We start from the raw sequence: 15,422 nt of genomic DNA, 5'->3' as shown, positions 1-15,422 counted from the left end.
CAACCAGGTCTCCGGCCGGGCGCGGAAAACGGTGTCATCGGCGCGGGCTAGGCTCTCCTTTCGTGTCAAGGGTTCCGGACCTCGCGAAGCGGCTGCTGCTGGGCCGCGCGCTGAGCAGTTCACAGCAGCACGAGCAGCTGCTGAAGAAGCGGATCGCGCTGCCGGTCTTCGCCAGCGACGCCCTGTCCTCGGTGGCCTACGCCCCGCAGGAGATCCTGCTCGCGCTCGGTGCGGGCGGTCTCGTGATGTACCACTACACCCCCTGGGTGGCCGCGGCCGTGGTGGTGATCCTGCTGACCGTGGTCGCGTCCTACCGGCAGAACGTCCGGGCCTACCAGAGCGGCGGCGGCGACTTCGAGGTCGCCACCACCAACCTCGGCAGCAACTGGGGCGTGCTCGTCGCGAGCGCGCTGCTCGTCGACTACACCCTCACCGTCGCGGTGTCGGTCTCCTCCGGCGTGGAGAACCTCGGCGCGCTGCTGACGTTCATGCAGCCGCACGAGGTCGCGGTGGCGATCGGCATCGTCGTCGCGCTCACCATCGGCAACCTGCGCGGCATCAAGGAGGCCGGGATCGCGTTCGCGATCCCCACCTACCTGTTCATGTTCGCGGTGTTCAGCATGCTGGCGTGGGGCCTGATCCGGCTGGTCGCGGGCGCCGAGCTGCAGGCGGAGACCGCGCACCTGGAGGTCCGCGGCGACGAGACCGACATCGCCGGGTTCGCGCTGGTCTTCCTGCTGCTGCGGGCGTTCTCGTCCGGCTGCGCCGCGCTGACCGGGGTGGAGGCGATCAGCAACGGGGTCCCGGCGTTCCGCAAGCCCAAGGGCGAGAACGCCGCCCGCACGCTGCTGGCGCTCGGGCTCGTCGCGATGACGATGTTCGGCGGGGTGGTCGCGTTCGCGTTCATCACCGACGTCCGGTTCACCGACCTCGGCCAGGACAGCAAGCTCGTCGACCCGGCCACCGGGGAGGTGATCGAGCACGCCGACCCGGTGATCGCGCAGGTCGCGCACACCGTGTTCAGCAACTTCACCCCGGGCTTCGCGCTGGTCACCGCGATGACCGCGCTGATCCTGTTCCTCGCCGCCAACACCGCGTTCAACGGGTTCCCGGTGCTCGCCTCGGTGCTCGCCCAGAACCGGTACCTGCCGCGCCAGCTGCACACCCGCGGCGACCGGCTCGCCTACAGCAACGGCATCATCATCCTCGCCACCATGGCGGGGCTGCTGATCTACGCCTACGACGCGTCCGTCAGCCGGCTGATCCCGCTCTACACCGTCGGCGTCTTCGTGTCGTTCACCGTCAGCCAGGTCGGCATGGTGCGGCACTGGAACCGGCTGCTCGCCGCCGAGCAGGACGCCGCGCAGCGCCGCCGGATGAAGACCTCCCGCGGCATCAACGCGTTCGGCGCCACCCTCACCGGCATCGTCCTCGTCGTCGTGCTGATCACCAAGTTCGCGCTCGGCGCCTACATCGTGTGCATCGCGATGCCGCTGCTGTTCCTGCTGATGAAGGCGATCCGGCGGCACTACGACCGGATCGCCGAGGAGCTCGTGCCCTCCGGCGAGGACGTCGCGCTGCCCGCCCGCAACCACGGCATCGTGCTCGTCTCGAAGATCCACAAGCCGACGCTGCGGGCACTGGCCTACGCCCGCGCCACCCGGCCGTCCACGCTGGAGGCGGTGACCGTCGCGGTGGACGCCGAGGAGTCCCGGCGCCTCCAGGAGGAGTGGGACGCCCTCGACATCCCCGTCCCGCTGAAGATCCTCGACTCGCCGTACCGGGAGATCACCCGTCCCGTCCTCGCCTACGTCAAGAGCGTCCGGCGGCGCAGCCCCCGCGACGTGGTGACCGTGTTCATTCCCGAGTACGTCGTCGGGCACTGGTGGGAGCAGTTGCTGCACAACCAGAGCGCGCTGCGGCTGAAGGGGCGGCTGCTGTTCCAGCCGGGCGTCATGGTGACCAGCGTCGCGTGGCAGCTGCAGTCGTCGGACCGGCTGAAGGGGCGGGTCGAGCCGCCCGGGCCCGGGGCGTCCCGGCGCCCGCCGCGGACCGGGGCGCGCCCCGGTGCCGGTAGTGTTTCGGATCGTGACTGAACTCGAACCCGACGTCCTCGAACTGGAGGTCGGCAACGTCGCCAACGGCGGATTCTGCGTCGCCCGGCACGAGGGCCGGGTGGTCTTCGTCCGGCACGCCCTGCCCGGCGAACGGGTGCGGGCCCGCGTCACCGACCGGACCAAGAACTTCCTGCGCGCCGACGCCGTGGAGATCATCGAGGCGTCCCCGGACCGCGTCCAGCCGCCCTGCCCGTTCGCCGGGCCGGGCCGCTGCGGCGGCTGCGACTGGCAGCACGCCTCGCTGCCCGCCCAGCGGGCGCTCAAGGCGGCCGTGGTGCAGGAGCAGCTCCAGCGCCTCGCCGGCATCACCCGCACGGTGACGGTCGAAGAGGTCCCCTACCCGGTCGACTCCGAGGTCGCGCCGCCGCCCGGCCTGGGCTGGCGCACCCGCGTGCAGTTCGCCGTCGCGTCCGGCACCGTCGGGCTGCGCAGGCACCGCTCGCACGACATCGAGCCGATCGACGAGTGCCTGATCGCCCACCCGGGCGTCGAGGCGATGGGCATCGAGCACAAGCGCTGGCCGGGGGCGTCCGGCGTCGAGGGCATCGTCTCCGCCACCACCGGCGACCGCCTGGTCGTGCTGCGCGGCCGCGACCGCCGCAAGATCAAGGTGCCGCGGCTGGACGTGCCGGTCCGGCTAGTGCGCGGCAAGCCGGAGCCGGGCGCCAACCTGCCGTACGTCCGCGAGGAGGTCTCCGGGCGGCTGTTCCAGGTGAGCGGCAGCGGCTTCTGGCAGGTCCACCCGGGCGCGGCGCAGCTGCTCGCCGACGCCGTGCTGGACGCCCTCGAACCCAAGCCCGGCGACATCGCCCTCGACCTGTACTGCGGCGTCGGCCTGTTCGCCGGCGTGCTCGCCGACCGGATCGGCCCGGACGGCCTCGTCGTCGGCGTCGAGGCGGACGGGCAGGCCGTCCGCGACGCCCGCTTCAACCTGCGCGACCTGCCGAACGTGTCGATCGAGCGCGGCCCCGTCGAGGAGGTCGTCGCCGACCTGGAGTTCGGCCGCGCGTCCAGCGGCTCCCGCACGCAGAACAAGCGCGGCGGCGGCCACCACCGGGGCGAGCGCGTCCGGCGCGCCGACGTCGTCGTCCTCGACCCGCCGCGCACCGGCGCGGGCCGCGACGTCGTCGAGCACATCACCCGGCTCGCCGGCCGCAAGATCGCCTATGTGTCCTGCGACCCGGCGACGCTGGCCCGCGACCTCGGCTATTTCAGCGAGCGCGGCTGGACGTTGGAGGGCCTGCGCGCCTTCGACGCCTTCCCGATGACCCAGCACGTGGAGTGCCTCGCGACGCTGGTGCGGGGCTGAGAAAACCCGTTGCGGCCCCGGCATACGGTGGATCCATGATCGAGATCAGGGACCTTCCGGAGGCGGACGTCGACCGCATGGTCGACCTGGCCGGCCTGGCCTTCCACATCCGCATCGACGATCCGGAGAAGGAGCGCTGGAAGCCGCGCCGCGCCGAGCGCGTCGGGGCCTACGACGACGGCGTCCTGGTGGGGCAGCTCGGCGCGCTCCCGATGCGCTTCGCCGCGCCGGGCGCGCTCCTCGACTCCTCGGCGGTCACGTTCGTGGGCGTGCTGCCGACCCACCGCCGCCGGGGGATCCTCTCCTCCCTCATGGACCGCATGCAGGCCGACGCCATCGCCGCCCGGCGGCCCGTCGCCGTGCTGTGGGCGTCCGAGGGCGCGATCTACGGCCGCTACGGCTTCGGGCTCGCCACGCGCGCGATCGGCCTGGAGGTCGACTCGTCCCGCCCGCTGGCCCTCCGGACGGCGCCCGACGAGCGCCCGCTCCGCCTGATCGACGCCGCGTCCGCGCCGGAGGCGCTCGACGCGATCCACCGCCGCGGCCTGTCCGCCCGGCCGGGCGGGCTCGTCCGCGACCCCGAATGGTGGATGCGCGCCATCCTGCGCGCGGAGGACACCGAGGCCCCCGGGTACACCGAGCCGCGCGTCGTCGCCCACCCCGCCGGCTACGCCGTCTACCGCGCCCACGGGAACAGGACGGTCAGGGTCGTCGACCTCGTGGCCGACACGCCCCAGGCCGAGGCCGCGCTCTGGCGGTACCTGGCGTCGATCGACCTGACGTCCCGCGTCCACGCGCCGAACCGCCCGGTGGACGACCTGCTCCCGTACATGGCCGCCGACCCCGACCAGGTGTCGGTCAAGGAGAACTACGGCGCGCTGTGGCTGCGCCTCATCGACGTCCCGGCCGCGCTCCGCGCCCGCTCGTGGGCCACTGAGGACTCCTTCGTCCTGGAGGTCGCGGACGACCGGATCCCCGCCAACGCGGGCCGCTGGCGCCTCACCACCGGTGCGGCCCCGGCCTGCGAACCGGCCGCGGACTCACCCGACCTCGCCATGACCGCCGCCGACCTGGCCTCCGTCTACCTGGGCGGCACCAGCCCGAGCACCCTGGCCAGGGTCGGCGCGATCACCGAGCACGCGGAGGGCGCCGCCGCGCGGCTGGCCGCCGCGCTCGCCGTCCCGCTGGCTCCGTACATCAACGACGAGTTCTGATCCGGGCGGCCGCCGCCGGCGGGGTCACCGCCAGAAGAGGGCCTTCGCGGTGCCGCTCTGGAGGGTCGCCGGGGCGGTGCCGTGCTGGACGATCTGCACGCGCACCCGGTGCCCCGTGCCGACCACGTCGGCGGCGGTCCCGTAGAACACGTAGGTCGTGTCGCCGGCGGAGACGAAGTCCTGGACGGGCCCGGCCTCGTACTCGCCCGTGTCGGCGGCCTCGACCTCGATGGCGCGGGCCTGCAGCAGGGTGCCCGCGGGGACGCCCCGCACGGTCGCGGCGACGGAGAGGCTGTAGCGGGCGGAGCCGTTGAGCAGGTCGGGGCCGCCCTTGTCGGCGTGCTGGTGCTCGGAGTCGGAGTACTCGTGGGCCCAGTCGACGGTCGTCCACCGGCCGGGCGCGAGCCGCTGGCCCGCGGCGGCGCCCACGGACACGTAGTCGGGGACGTCGCCGCCCGAGGGGGCGGTGCCGACGCGCCACTGCCCGTAGTCGCCCTTCACGGCGCGGTCGTAGTCGACGCCGACCCCGTTGATCTTGTGGTCGTTGGAGTACTGCTGGAGCTGCGCGCGGCCGTCCCAGCGGCCGCCGGACCAGGCGTACGTCTGCCAGCCGTAGGTGATCTTCCCGGCGTCGAAGGCGCGCTTCGTCGGGCCGTAGCCGGCGTAGAGGCCGACGCGGTCGCGGCCGATGACGCTCGCGGCGCCGTCCAGGTAGGCGTTGATCTCGTCCTGCTGGGAGGCGGCGGCGTCCCAGTCGGCGGCGAAGTAGATCGGACGGCCGTCCGGCATGCCGCATTCCCTGGCCTGCGCGGCGGCGTCCCTGGCGTCCGCGACGCCCGCCGAGCGCCCGGCGAGGGGGCGCTTGGCGGTGGTCTCCCAGACGACCACCAGCCAGATGCCCGCTTCGGACAGGTCGTCGGCCTCGGCGCGGGTCAGGTTCTTGCCGCTCGTGTCGTGCGACAGGTAGCGGCACGCGAACTTCGCCCCGGCGCGCTTCAGCGCGGCGGTACCGGGGCGTCCCCACGCGTAGTCGACACCGAAGACTGCCATGTCAGCTCCATGGGTCGGGGGTCGGTCCCGGCCGATTCAACAGCGTCCGCCGCGAAGATCGCAGCACATTCGGCAGGTTCGCAGCTCAGCGGGCATGCCCTGGTGGCCCGGCGGACAGGGTCCGGCGGACGGGGCCGGCGGACGGGTCCGGCGGCGACACGCCGACACGGCGCTAGGCGGGTGGTGCCCGGCTCGCTAGAACGGACGTGTCCGCAAAGAATCCGCAGGCCACGGGGGGTCTCAACATGGTCTGGACACTGAAGGGGCGAGGGCTGGCGCTGCTGGCCGCCGCGCCGCTGCTGGCGGCGGCGCCGGCGGTGGCGCACGCCGACGGGCCCGGCCCGCACGGGCACAAGGGGGACAAGGGGAGCACGTCCAAACCGGCTCCCAAGCACAAGCACAAGCACAAGCACAAGGCTCCCAAGCACAAGCACAAAGCCCCGAAGCACAAGCCCAAGGCGCACGCGGTGGCGCTCCGCATGAAGAGCCCGAAGAAGTCCGTCGTGCCCGGACGCACCTACACGTGGACGTTCACGGTGGCCGCCAAGGGCAAGGGCAAGCACGGCAAGGCGGCGTTCAAGACGACGCTGCCGAAGTCGCTGGCGTACGTGTCCGGTGAGAAGCACTGCAAGGCCGCCGGGCAGAAGGTCTTCTGCCGCCTCGGCACCCTGGAGAAGGGGGAGAAGGCCACCGGCACGATCCGGGCGAAGGTCACCAAGCGGGCGAAGCCGGGGGCGAAGATCAGGCCGCGCGGGACGGCGGTGTGGGGCCGCGACCATGTCACCCGCCGCTTCCCGGCCGTCCGCGTCGCGCGGACCGCCGACCTGGCGCTGTCGGAGAAGGCTCCGGCGACGGCCCGGGCGGGCGCGGAGATCCCGTACACGCTGCGGATCCGCAACCTCGGCCCGGCCGCGGCCGACAGTGTGACGCTGGAGACGCGGGGCCCGATCAAGCTGGTCGACCGCGACACCGCCTGCGTCCCGCGCGGCCGGTCCTACCTGTGCGCGGTCGGCGGGCTCCAGGCCGGCGAGGCGCGGACGCTGCGCTTCACGGCGGTGCCGCGCGGCAACGTGCGGGCGGGGACGGTGCTGAAGGCGTCCTGGCGGGCGAGCTCGCCGGTCCTCGACACCGACCGGGCGAACAACGCCGCCGTCGTCCGGACGAAGATCACCAAGCGGCGCTGACGGCCGCCGGCGCGGCACCCGGTGGCGCGACCAGGGCCGGACGGGTACCAGGATGGAGTCATGCGTCTTCGGATCTTCACTGAGCCCCAGCAGGGGGCGAGCTATGACACGCAGCTGGCGGTCGCCAAGGCGGCCGAGGACCTCGGCTTCGACGCGTTCTTCCGGTCCGACCACTTCGTCAAGATGGGCGACGTCACCGGCGAGCCGGGCCCGACCGACTCGTGGGTCACGCTGGGCGCGCTGGCCCGCGAGACGAGCCGGATCCGGCTCGGCACGCTGGTGACGGCGGCGACGTTCCGGTACCCGGGACCGCTCGCCATCGCGGTCGCGCAGGTCGACCAGATGAGCGGCGGGCGGGTCGACCTCGGGCTCGGGACGGGCTGGTTCGACCAGGAGCACACCGCCTACGGCATCCCGTTCCCGAGCCTGGGGGAGCGGTTCGAGCGGCTGGAGGAGCAGCTCGAGATCCTCACCGGGCTGTGGGGGACGCCCGCCGGCGAGACGTACTCGTTCAGCGGCGCCCACTACACGCTGGCCGACTCGCCCGCGCTGCCGAAGCCGGCGCGGGCGGGCGGCCCGCCGATCATCATCGGCGGGGCCGGGGCGAAGCGGACGCCGCGGCTCGCGGTCCGCTACGCCGACGAGTACAACGTCCCGTTCCACCAGGTGCGGGAGACCGGGGAGGCGTTCGACCGGGTCCGCGCGGCGAGCGCCGAGGCGGGCCGGACGAAGCCGATGGTCTACTCCGCCGCGCAGGTCGTCTGCTGCGGCCGGGACGAGGCCGAGCTGCAGCGCCGCGCCGACGCCATCGGGCGGCAGGTCTCCGAGCTGCGCGACAACGGCCTGGCCGGGACGCCCGGCGAGCTGGTCGACAAGATCGGCCGGTTCGCGGAGCTGGGCGCCGAGTGCCTCTACCTGCAGGTCCTCGACATGCACGACCTGGACCACCTGGAGCTGCTGGCCGCGGAGGTCATGAGCAAGGTCTGACGCGCCGGAAAGCCCGCGGCCGGGGGGCGTCCCCCGGCCGCGGGCCTCGTGTTCCCGTCAGGCGGTCTGCTCCTCCGGACGGGCGTGCATCGGCAGCAGGAACGTCGCCAGGAAGGTGAGGCCGAGCATCCCGACCTCGACCCACAGGGTGATCTTCATGGCGTCGCTGAAGCCCGTCTTGGCCGAGTGCTCGCCGGCCAGCGCGACGGCCTTCCGCACGGCGGGCGCCGACTGCGGCGCGGCGGCGATCGCGGCCCGCACGTCGTCCTCCAGCCGCAGGCAGGACGCGGGGACGGCGGCGGAGTCCTTGGCGGTGGCGCGGTCGTGGCCGCAGTCGCGCAGGCCGGCCACGACCCGGTCCTGCACCGGGGCGGGGACGGACGCGGCCGCGAGGTCGCGGCGCAGCGCGGGCGCGCCGTCGTCGGCGGCGCTCGCCACGTGCCCGCCGAGCAGGCCGAAGAAGACCGTGCCGAGGACGGCGGCGCCGAGCGCGCTGCCGAGCTGCTGGACGGCGGTGAGCGTGCCGCCCGCCGACCCGGTCTCCTCCGGCTCGACGCCGGCGAGCACGGTGTCGAAGAACGGCGCCATCAGCATGCCCATGCCGAGGCCGGTCACCGTCAGGGCGGGGACGAGCTGCCAGGGCGTGACGTCGATCCCCGCCTGCTGGAGCGTGGCGTAGGTCGCGGCGATGCCGCCGGCCATGATGACGGTGCCCGCGTGGATGACCGTCCGGCCGAAGCGCTGCACGGCCTGCGCGACGCCGAACCCGATGATGATGCCGGCCGACCAGGGGATCTGCGCGAGGCCCGCCTTGAGCGGGGAGTACCCGAGCCCCATCTGGAAGAACAGTGCCAGCACCAGGCCGAGGCCCGCCATCCCGGAGAAGAACACCAGGCCGACGACCAGGCCGCCGGTGAAGCCGCGCTTGCGGAACAGGCTCGGCACGATCAGCGGGTCGCCGCCGGCGCGCTGCTTGCGGGACTCGTACCAGGCGAACACGCCCCAGAGGAGCAGGGACGCGGCCATCATCAGGAACGTCCAGAGCGGCCAGTCGTGCTCGCGGCCCTGGACGATCGGGTAGACCAGCAGGCCGGCGGCGACGGACGCCAGCACGGCGCCGGGCAGGTCGAGCCGGGACGCGTGCTCGGCGCGCCCCGCGGGCAGGAACTTCAGCCCGGCCAGCACGGCCGCGATGCCGAGCGGCAGGTTGATCAGGAAGATCATCCGCCAGCCGGTGCCGAAGAAGTCGGCGTCGATCAGCCAGCCGGCCAGTACCGGGCCGCCGACCGAGGACAGCCCCATCACCGGGCCGAACAGCCCGAACGCGGCGCCCATCTCCTTGGCGGAGAACATCTGCTTGATCATTCCGATGCCCTGCGGCAGCATCATCGCGCCGAACAGGCCCTGCACGACGCGGGCGCCGACCAGCATCCCGGGGGACACGGCCACGCCGCACAGCAGCGAGCCGACCGTGAAGCCGGCCGCGCCGATGAGGAACATCCGCCTGCGGCCGTAGAGGTCGCCGAGGCGGCCGCCGGTGATGAGGCCGACCGCCATCGCCAGGGTGTAGCCGGCGGCGAGCCACTGGATGGTGGCGGCGGACCCGCCCAGCTCGGCGCGGATCGTGGGCGCCGCGATGTTGGTGATCAGCGCGTCCAGCATGTCCATGATCTCGCCGGCGAGGATCACGAACAGGGCGACCCAGCGCCAGCGGTAGCCGGCCTCCTCGGTGCCCTTGGCGGGGGACGTCAGTGTCTGTGTCATGGTCGTCTCCATCGAGGGGAACAACGTTCGTAATGACGAACACTGTTCTACGAAAGGAACGGCGTTCGTGTCAAGTACGATGTTCGGGTAAGCGACTTTCTCTCGCCAAGAGAGAAGATATATCGCGTATCGCGATTGTCAAGATGTATCGCGAGATTGGGAGGTCTCGACGTGGCCAGCGCAGCGCTGCCGACGCCGCCCGGACGCAAGCCCCGCAGGACGGGGCCGCCGCGCCGGCCGCTCACCCAGGAGGCCGTCGTCGAGACGGCGATCCGCGTCCTGGACGCGGAGGGGCTGGAGGCGGTCACCATGCGCCGCATCGCGCAGGAGCTGGGCACCGGGCCCGCGTCCCTCTACGCCCACGTCTCCGGCAAGGAGGAGCTGCGCGAGCTGATGCTCGACCGGATCGCCACCGAGATCCGGCTGCCCGTCGCCGACCCGGCGCGCTGGCAGGAGCAGCTCAAGGAGCTGGCGCGCGAGATCCGCCGCGTCTACACCTCGCACCGCGACATCGCGATGGTCTCGATCGGGCTCGTCCCCACCGGCCCCCACCTCCTGGACGTCGCCGAGGCGCAGATCGCCCTCATGCTGGCCGGCGGCGTCCCGAAGGAGATCGCGGCGATCGCCGTCGACACCCTCGGCATGTTCCTCGACGCCGACGCCATCGAGGACACCGTCTACATCGCGAAGACGCCGGAGGGCGCGGACCCGTGGGAGCACATGCGGGCCTACCTCGGACAGGTCCAGGAGTACTTCGCCGCCCTGCCGCCCGAGCGCTACCCCCACCTGGTCGGCATGGTGGACGAGCTCACCGGGGAGAGCGGCGACGGGCGGTTCGAGTTCGGGCTGGACCTGCTCGTCCGGGGCATCGCGTCCTACGCCGAGGGCGGGAAGCGCCCCGGCTAGGCCCGGCCAGACTCGGGCAAGGCCCGGCTAGGCGGCGAAGACCTGCTCGAACGCGGCCTGCCTGGGGGAGCCCTGCGCGGTGTCCCACACCGCGAAGACGACGTGCTCGAACCGTCCGGCGAACTCGCCGCCGGGGCGCAGCGGCTCGGCGAACGCCCGCGCCACCTCGGCCGGGTCGTTGCGGAACACGCCGCAGCCCCACGCGCCGAGGACCAGCCGCCCGTGCCCGCGCGCGAGCGCGACGGCGAGCACCTTGCGGGCCCGCAGCCGGAGCACGGCGGGGATCCGCTCCGCCGCCGCGCCGTCCCGGATCGCGCCGCGGTTCGGGGCCGGGGACGTCAGGAACGCGACGCCGTACGGCTCGTCGAGCAGCCGCCCGGCGTCGTCCCGGAACACCGGCACGCCGGGCGAGTAGATCATGTGGTCGCTGTAGAGGAGGTCGCGCTGCTCGCGGTGGAAGTCGTAGAACTCCCTGGCCGACAGCAGCGACGTGTAGAGGCCGGACGAGCGCGCCAGCCCCTCCTCCTGGGCGTGCGCCCCGTTGAGGAAACCGCCGCCCGGGTTCTTCGCCGACGCGAAGTTGAGCGCGAGCGGGTCCGTTCCGCCGCCGCACAGCCGGCGCGCGGCGGCGAGCGTCGTCTCGCCGGTCACCTCGATCCGCGTCGCCTCGGTGCCGCCTTCGGGCAGCCGGGCGAGAAGGGCGTCCAGTTCCTGCGGCCGGTACAGGACGGTGCCCTCGACGGCGCGGGCGAGGCCGTCAGCGATCGGGACGGTGCGGCCGGAGGGCGCCGTGTAGTCGCCGCGTTCGAGGATGGCCACGGTCTCCTGCGCGGTCATCCGGCGCGGGTGTCTGCTCATATCGCGCCGCATTCTTCCGGAAAAAAGAATGCGAATCACCTGGTTATGTCCGCCACACTGAGCGCGTGCTTCTGACGATCACCACGACCATGGACCAGGCGACCGACCTGGGCTACCTCCTGCACAAGCATCCCGGGCGGGTGCAGCGCTTCGAGCAGTCCTTCGGCACGGCGCACGTCTTCTACCCCGACGCCGGCGACCGGCGCTGCACGGCGGCGCTGCTGCTGGACGTCGACCCGGTCAAGCTCGTGCGGACGCGCGGCAGAGGCACGCCGGACTTCTCCCTCGGCCAGTACGTGAACGACCGCCCCTACGCGGCGTCGTCGCTGCTCGCGTCCGCCATGGCCGGCGTCTTCCGCACCGCGATGCGCGGCCGGTGCGACGCCCGTCCCGAACTGGCGGGGTCGCCGATCCCGCTGGAGATCGTCCTGCCGGCGCTGCCGTGCCGGGGCGGTCCGGAGCAGGCCGAGCGGTTCTTCGCGCCGCTGGGCTGGGACGTGTCGGCGGTGCCCGTCCCGCTCGACCCGGAGTTCGCCGAGTGGGGCGACTCCCGGTACGTGACGCTCACGCTGACCGGGACGCTGCGGCTCGCCGACGCGCTCAACCAGCTGTACGTGCTGCTGCCCGTCCTGGACGACGCCAAGCACTACTGGCTCGCGCCCGACGAGGTCGACAAGCTCATCCGGGCGGGGGAGGGCTGGCTCGCCGCGCATCCCGACCGCGGCGCCATCACCCGGCGCTACCTGGCGAACCGGCGCGCGCTCGTCCGCACCGCGCTGGGCCGCCTCGCCGACACCGAGGACGCCGCCGACGAGGAGCTCGACCCCGTGCACGTCGAGGAGGAGCAGCCGCCCGAGGTGGAGGAGGAGAAGACGGTCTCGCTCGCGGAGCACCGCCTCCAGTCGGTCGTGCGGGCGCTGCGCGACGAGAACGCCCGGCGCGTCATCGACCTCGGCTGCGGCTCGGGGAAGCTGCTGGCGCTGCTCGCCAAGGACGACTTCTTCAGCGAGATCTCCGGGACGGACGTCTCGCACCGCGCGCTGAGCCACGCCTGGCGGCGGCTGCGCTGGGACGACCGGCCGCGCCCGCACCACGGCGACCGGTCCGGCCGCGTCCGGGACGTGTTCCAGGGCGCGCTCACCTACGCCGACGAGCGGTTCGCCGGCTACGAGGCGGCGGTGCTGATGGAGGTCATCGAGCACGTCGACCCGCCCCGGCTCGGCGCCGTCGAGCGGGTGGTGTTCGGGCACGCCGCGCCCCGCGTGGTCGTCGTCACGACTCCGAACGCCGAGCACAACGTCCGCTACGAGGGCCTCGCGCCGGGCGCGATGCGCCACTCCGACCACCGCTTCGAATGGACGCGGGCCGAGTTCCGCGCCTGGGCGGACCGGGTCGCCGCCGCGCACGGCTACCGCGTCCGCCACGTGCCCGTGGGCGACGACGACCCCGAGGTCGGCGCGCCCACCCAGATGGGGGTGTTCACCCGATGACCGAGATCAGGATCCCGGCGGCGGGGCTCGTCGTGCTGGTCGGCGTGACCGGGTCCGGCAAGTCGCACTTCGCGCGCAGGCACTTCGCTCCGACGCAGGTGGTGTCGTCCGACTTCTGCCGCGGCGTCGTGTCCGACGACGAGAACGACCAGTCCGCGAGCGGCGACGCGTTCGACCTGCTCCACTACATCGTGGCCAAGCGGCTGCGGCGCGGGCTGCTGACCGTGGTGGACGCGACGAACGTGCAGACCAAGGCGCGCGAGGCGCTGCTGCGGATCGCCAAGGACCACGACGTCATGTCGGCCGCGATCGTCCTGGACGTGCCGGAGAGCCTCGCCGCCGAGCGGAACGCGACCCGGCCCGACCGGAACCTGCCGCCGCACGTGATCCCGCGCCAGCGCCGCGAGCTGCGGCGCGGGATGCGCGACCTGGCCCGCACGTTCCGCCGCCACTACGTGCTGACCGGCGCCGAGGAGATCGACGCCGCGACGGTCGTCCGCGAGAAGGCGTGGAACGACAAGCGGGAGGTGACCGGCCCGTTCGACATCGTCGGCGACGTGCACGGCTGCCGCGCGGAGCTGGAGGACCTCCTCGCCGGCCTCGGCTACGAGATCGAGCGGGACGCGCGGGGGCGGCCCGTCGGCGCGAACCACCCCGGCGGGCGCACCGTGGTCTTCGTCGGCGACCTCGTCGACCGCGGCCCCGACTCGCCGGGCGTGGTGCGCCTGGTCATGGGCATGGTCGCCGCCGGCGACGCGCTGTGCGTCTCGGGCAACCACGAGGCGAAGCTCGTCCGTGCTCTGCGCGGGCGCAAGGTGCGGGTGGCGCACGGCCTGGAGAACTCCCTGGAGCAGTTCGCCGCCGAGGACGACGACTTCCGCGAAAGCGCGCTGGAGTTCATGGACGGACTCATCAGCCACTACATGCTGGACGACGGCCGTCTGGTCGTGGCCCACGCCGGGCTCAAGGAGGCCTACCACGGGCGGGCGTCCGGAAGGGTTCGCTCGTTCGCGCTCTACGGCGACACCACAGGGGAGACCGACGAGTACGGGCTGCCCGTCCGGTATCCGTGGGCGCGCGACTACCGGGGCAAGGCCATGGTCGTGTACGGGCACACCCCCGTCCCCGAGGCGGAGTGGGTCAACAACACCATCTGCCTGGACACCGGTGCCGTGTTCGGCGGGAAGCTGACCGCGCTGCGCTATCCGGAGCGTGAGCTGGTGTCGGTTCCGGCCCGGCAGGTCTGGTACGAGCCGACGCGTCCCCTGGAGGCCCCGGCCGCGGGCGGTTCGCGGGAGAACGACGTCCTCAACATCGGCGACGTCCTCGGCAACGAGGGGGTCGAGACCCGCCTCATGGGCCGCGTCGCCGTCCGCGAGGAGAACGCGATGGCCGCGCTGGAGGTGATGAGCCGGTTCGCGGTGGACCCGCGCTGGCTCGTCTACCTGCCGCCCACCATGGCGCCCGCCGACACCTCGCCGCTGCCCGGGTACCTGGAGCACCCGGCCGAGGCCCTCGCCGCCTACCGGGGCAAGGGCGTCGCCCGGGTCGTGTGCGAGGAGAAGCACATGGGCTCGCGCGCCGTGGCCGTCGTCTGCCGCGACGCCGCCGTGGCCGCCGAGCGCTTCGGCGTGGCGGACGGGACGACCGGCGCCGTCTACACCCGCACCGGGCGCTCGTTCTTCCGCGACCCGTCCCGCACGGCCGAAGTGCTGGACCGGCTGCGCGCCGCGATCGGCGCCGCCGGGCTCTGGGACGAGCTGGACACCGGATGGCTCGTCATCGACGGCGAGCTGATGCCGTGGTCGGCGAAGGCCATGGAGCTCATCCGCACGCAGTACGCGGCGACCGGTGCGGCGGCCCGCGCGGCCCTGCCGATGGCAGCCGACGCTCTCGCGCGCGCGGAGGCACGCGGGCTCGACCTCGGCGGCCTGCGCGAGCACATCGACCGGCGCGCCGCCAACGCGTCCCGCTTCAGGGACGCCTACGCGCGGTACTGCTGGACGACGGACGGCCTGACCGGGCTGCAGTTCGCGCCGTTCCAGATCCTCGCGGGGGAAGGCCGCTCCTGGGCGGACGCCCGCGACCACGAGTGGCACATGGCCGCGGCGGGACGGCTCGCGGAAGGCGACGCGACCGGGCTCATCAAGCGGACCGCCTCGGTGACCGCGGACCTGGAGTCGCCGGAGTCGGAGACCGCCGTCACCGAATGGTGGGAGAAGCTCACCGCCGCCGGCGGCGAGGGCATGGTCGTCAAGCCGCTCGGGCCGGTCCCGGACGGGGTGAAGATCCAGCCCGGCATCAAGTGCCGGGGGCCGGAGTACCTGCGGATCATCTACGGGCCCGACTACCGCGAGCCGGCGAACCTCGACCGGCTGCGCCGCAGGTCGCTCGGCCGGAAGCGGTCGCTGGCGATGCGCGAGCACGCGCTCGGCACCGAGGCGCTCGCCCGGCTCGCCGCCGGGGAGCCGCTGTGGCGCGTCCACCAGGCGGTCTTCGCCGTGCTGGCGCTGGAGTCCGAGCCCGTCGACCCGCGCCTGTAG

11 protein-coding genes are annotated in these 15,422 nt (G+C 73.2%); 8 read left to right on the top strand and 3 right to left on the bottom strand.

The window, feature by feature from the left end; genetic code table 11:
• Window positions 1-62: 62 nt before the first annotated feature.
• The 3 genes from HUT06_RS30050 to HUT06_RS30040 are packed head-to-tail and all read left to right on the top strand — an operon-like array spanning window position 63 to window position 4,640.
• Window positions 63-2,096, top strand: coding sequence for an APC family permease (locus tag HUT06_RS30050; RefSeq protein WP_176198783.1), 2,034 nt, complete (start codon window positions 63-65; stop codon window positions 2,094-2,096).
• Window positions 2,086-3,426 (top strand): class I SAM-dependent RNA methyltransferase, encoded by a 1,341-nt coding sequence (locus HUT06_RS30045; RefSeq protein ID WP_176201721.1) that lies wholly within the window; start codon window positions 2,086-2,088, stop codon window positions 3,424-3,426. The genes HUT06_RS30050 and HUT06_RS30045 overlap by 11 nt, the downstream gene beginning before the upstream one ends.
• Before the next feature lie 35 nt (window positions 3,427-3,461).
• The gene (locus HUT06_RS30040) at window positions 3,462-4,640 is read left to right on the top strand and encodes a GNAT family N-acetyltransferase (protein ID WP_176198782.1); all 1,179 of its coding nucleotides are present in this window, start codon (window positions 3,462-3,464) and stop codon (window positions 4,638-4,640) included.
• 24 nt (window positions 4,641-4,664) lie between these two features.
• On the opposite strand, the gene HUT06_RS30035 is transcribed toward HUT06_RS30040, so the two are convergent.
• Entirely contained in the window at window positions 4,665-5,690 is a 1,026-nt protein-coding gene (locus tag HUT06_RS30035) for a glycoside hydrolase domain-containing protein (protein WP_176198781.1), read from the bottom strand.
• A gap of 245 nt (window positions 5,691-5,935) precedes the next feature.
• Between HUT06_RS30035 and HUT06_RS30030 the strand changes: the two genes are divergently transcribed.
• Window positions 5,936-6,874, top strand: a complete 939-nt coding sequence (locus HUT06_RS30030; RefSeq protein WP_176198780.1) for a CARDB domain-containing protein — start codon at window positions 5,936-5,938, stop codon at window positions 6,872-6,874.
• 60 nt (window positions 6,875-6,934) lie between these two features.
• Entirely contained in the window at window positions 6,935-7,861 is a 927-nt protein-coding gene (locus tag HUT06_RS30025) for an LLM class F420-dependent oxidoreductase (RefSeq protein ID WP_176198779.1), read from the top strand.
• Window positions 7,862-7,918: 57 nt separating this feature from the next.
• Here HUT06_RS30025 and HUT06_RS30020 read toward each other — a convergent pair whose 3' ends face one another.
• On the bottom strand, window positions 7,919-9,625 hold the full coding sequence (locus tag HUT06_RS30020; RefSeq protein ID WP_217711522.1) for an MFS transporter: 1,707 nt from the start codon (window positions 9,623-9,625) through the stop codon (window positions 7,919-7,921).
• A gap of 171 nt (window positions 9,626-9,796) precedes the next feature.
• Here HUT06_RS30020 and HUT06_RS30015 point away from each other — a divergent pair, with 171 nt between their 5' ends.
• Window positions 9,797-10,531 (top strand): TetR/AcrR family transcriptional regulator C-terminal domain-containing protein, encoded by a 735-nt coding sequence (locus HUT06_RS30015; RefSeq protein WP_176198777.1) that lies wholly within the window; start codon window positions 9,797-9,799, stop codon window positions 10,529-10,531.
• Between the two features lie 27 nt (window positions 10,532-10,558).
• Here the strand turns inward: HUT06_RS30015 and HUT06_RS30010 are convergent, their stop codons facing one another.
• The gene (locus tag HUT06_RS30010) at window positions 10,559-11,389 is read right to left on the bottom strand and encodes a TIGR02452 family protein (RefSeq protein WP_176198776.1); all 831 of its coding nucleotides are present in this window, start codon (window positions 11,387-11,389) and stop codon (window positions 10,559-10,561) included.
• 65 nt (window positions 11,390-11,454) lie between these two features.
• Here HUT06_RS30010 and HUT06_RS30005 point away from each other — a divergent pair, with 65 nt between their 5' ends.
• Together HUT06_RS30005 and HUT06_RS30000 are read left to right on the top strand one after the other, a co-directional pair.
• The gene (locus HUT06_RS30005) at window positions 11,455-12,879 is read left to right on the top strand and encodes a 3' terminal RNA ribose 2'-O-methyltransferase Hen1 (RefSeq protein WP_176198775.1); all 1,425 of its coding nucleotides are present in this window, start codon (window positions 11,455-11,457) and stop codon (window positions 12,877-12,879) included.
• Complete coding sequence (locus HUT06_RS30000) at window positions 12,876-15,422, top strand: polynucleotide kinase-phosphatase (RefSeq protein WP_176198774.1); 2,547 nt, start codon at window positions 12,876-12,878, stop codon at window positions 15,420-15,422. Before HUT06_RS30005 ends, HUT06_RS30000 begins: the two co-directional genes overlap by 4 nt.

The organism is Actinomadura sp. NAK00032 (genome assembly GCF_013364275.1).
In the GTDB taxonomy this organism is placed as follows: domain Bacteria; phylum Actinomycetota; class Actinomycetes; order Streptosporangiales; family Streptosporangiaceae; genus Spirillospora.
This window is presented reverse-complemented; position numbering and strand designations above follow the sequence as displayed.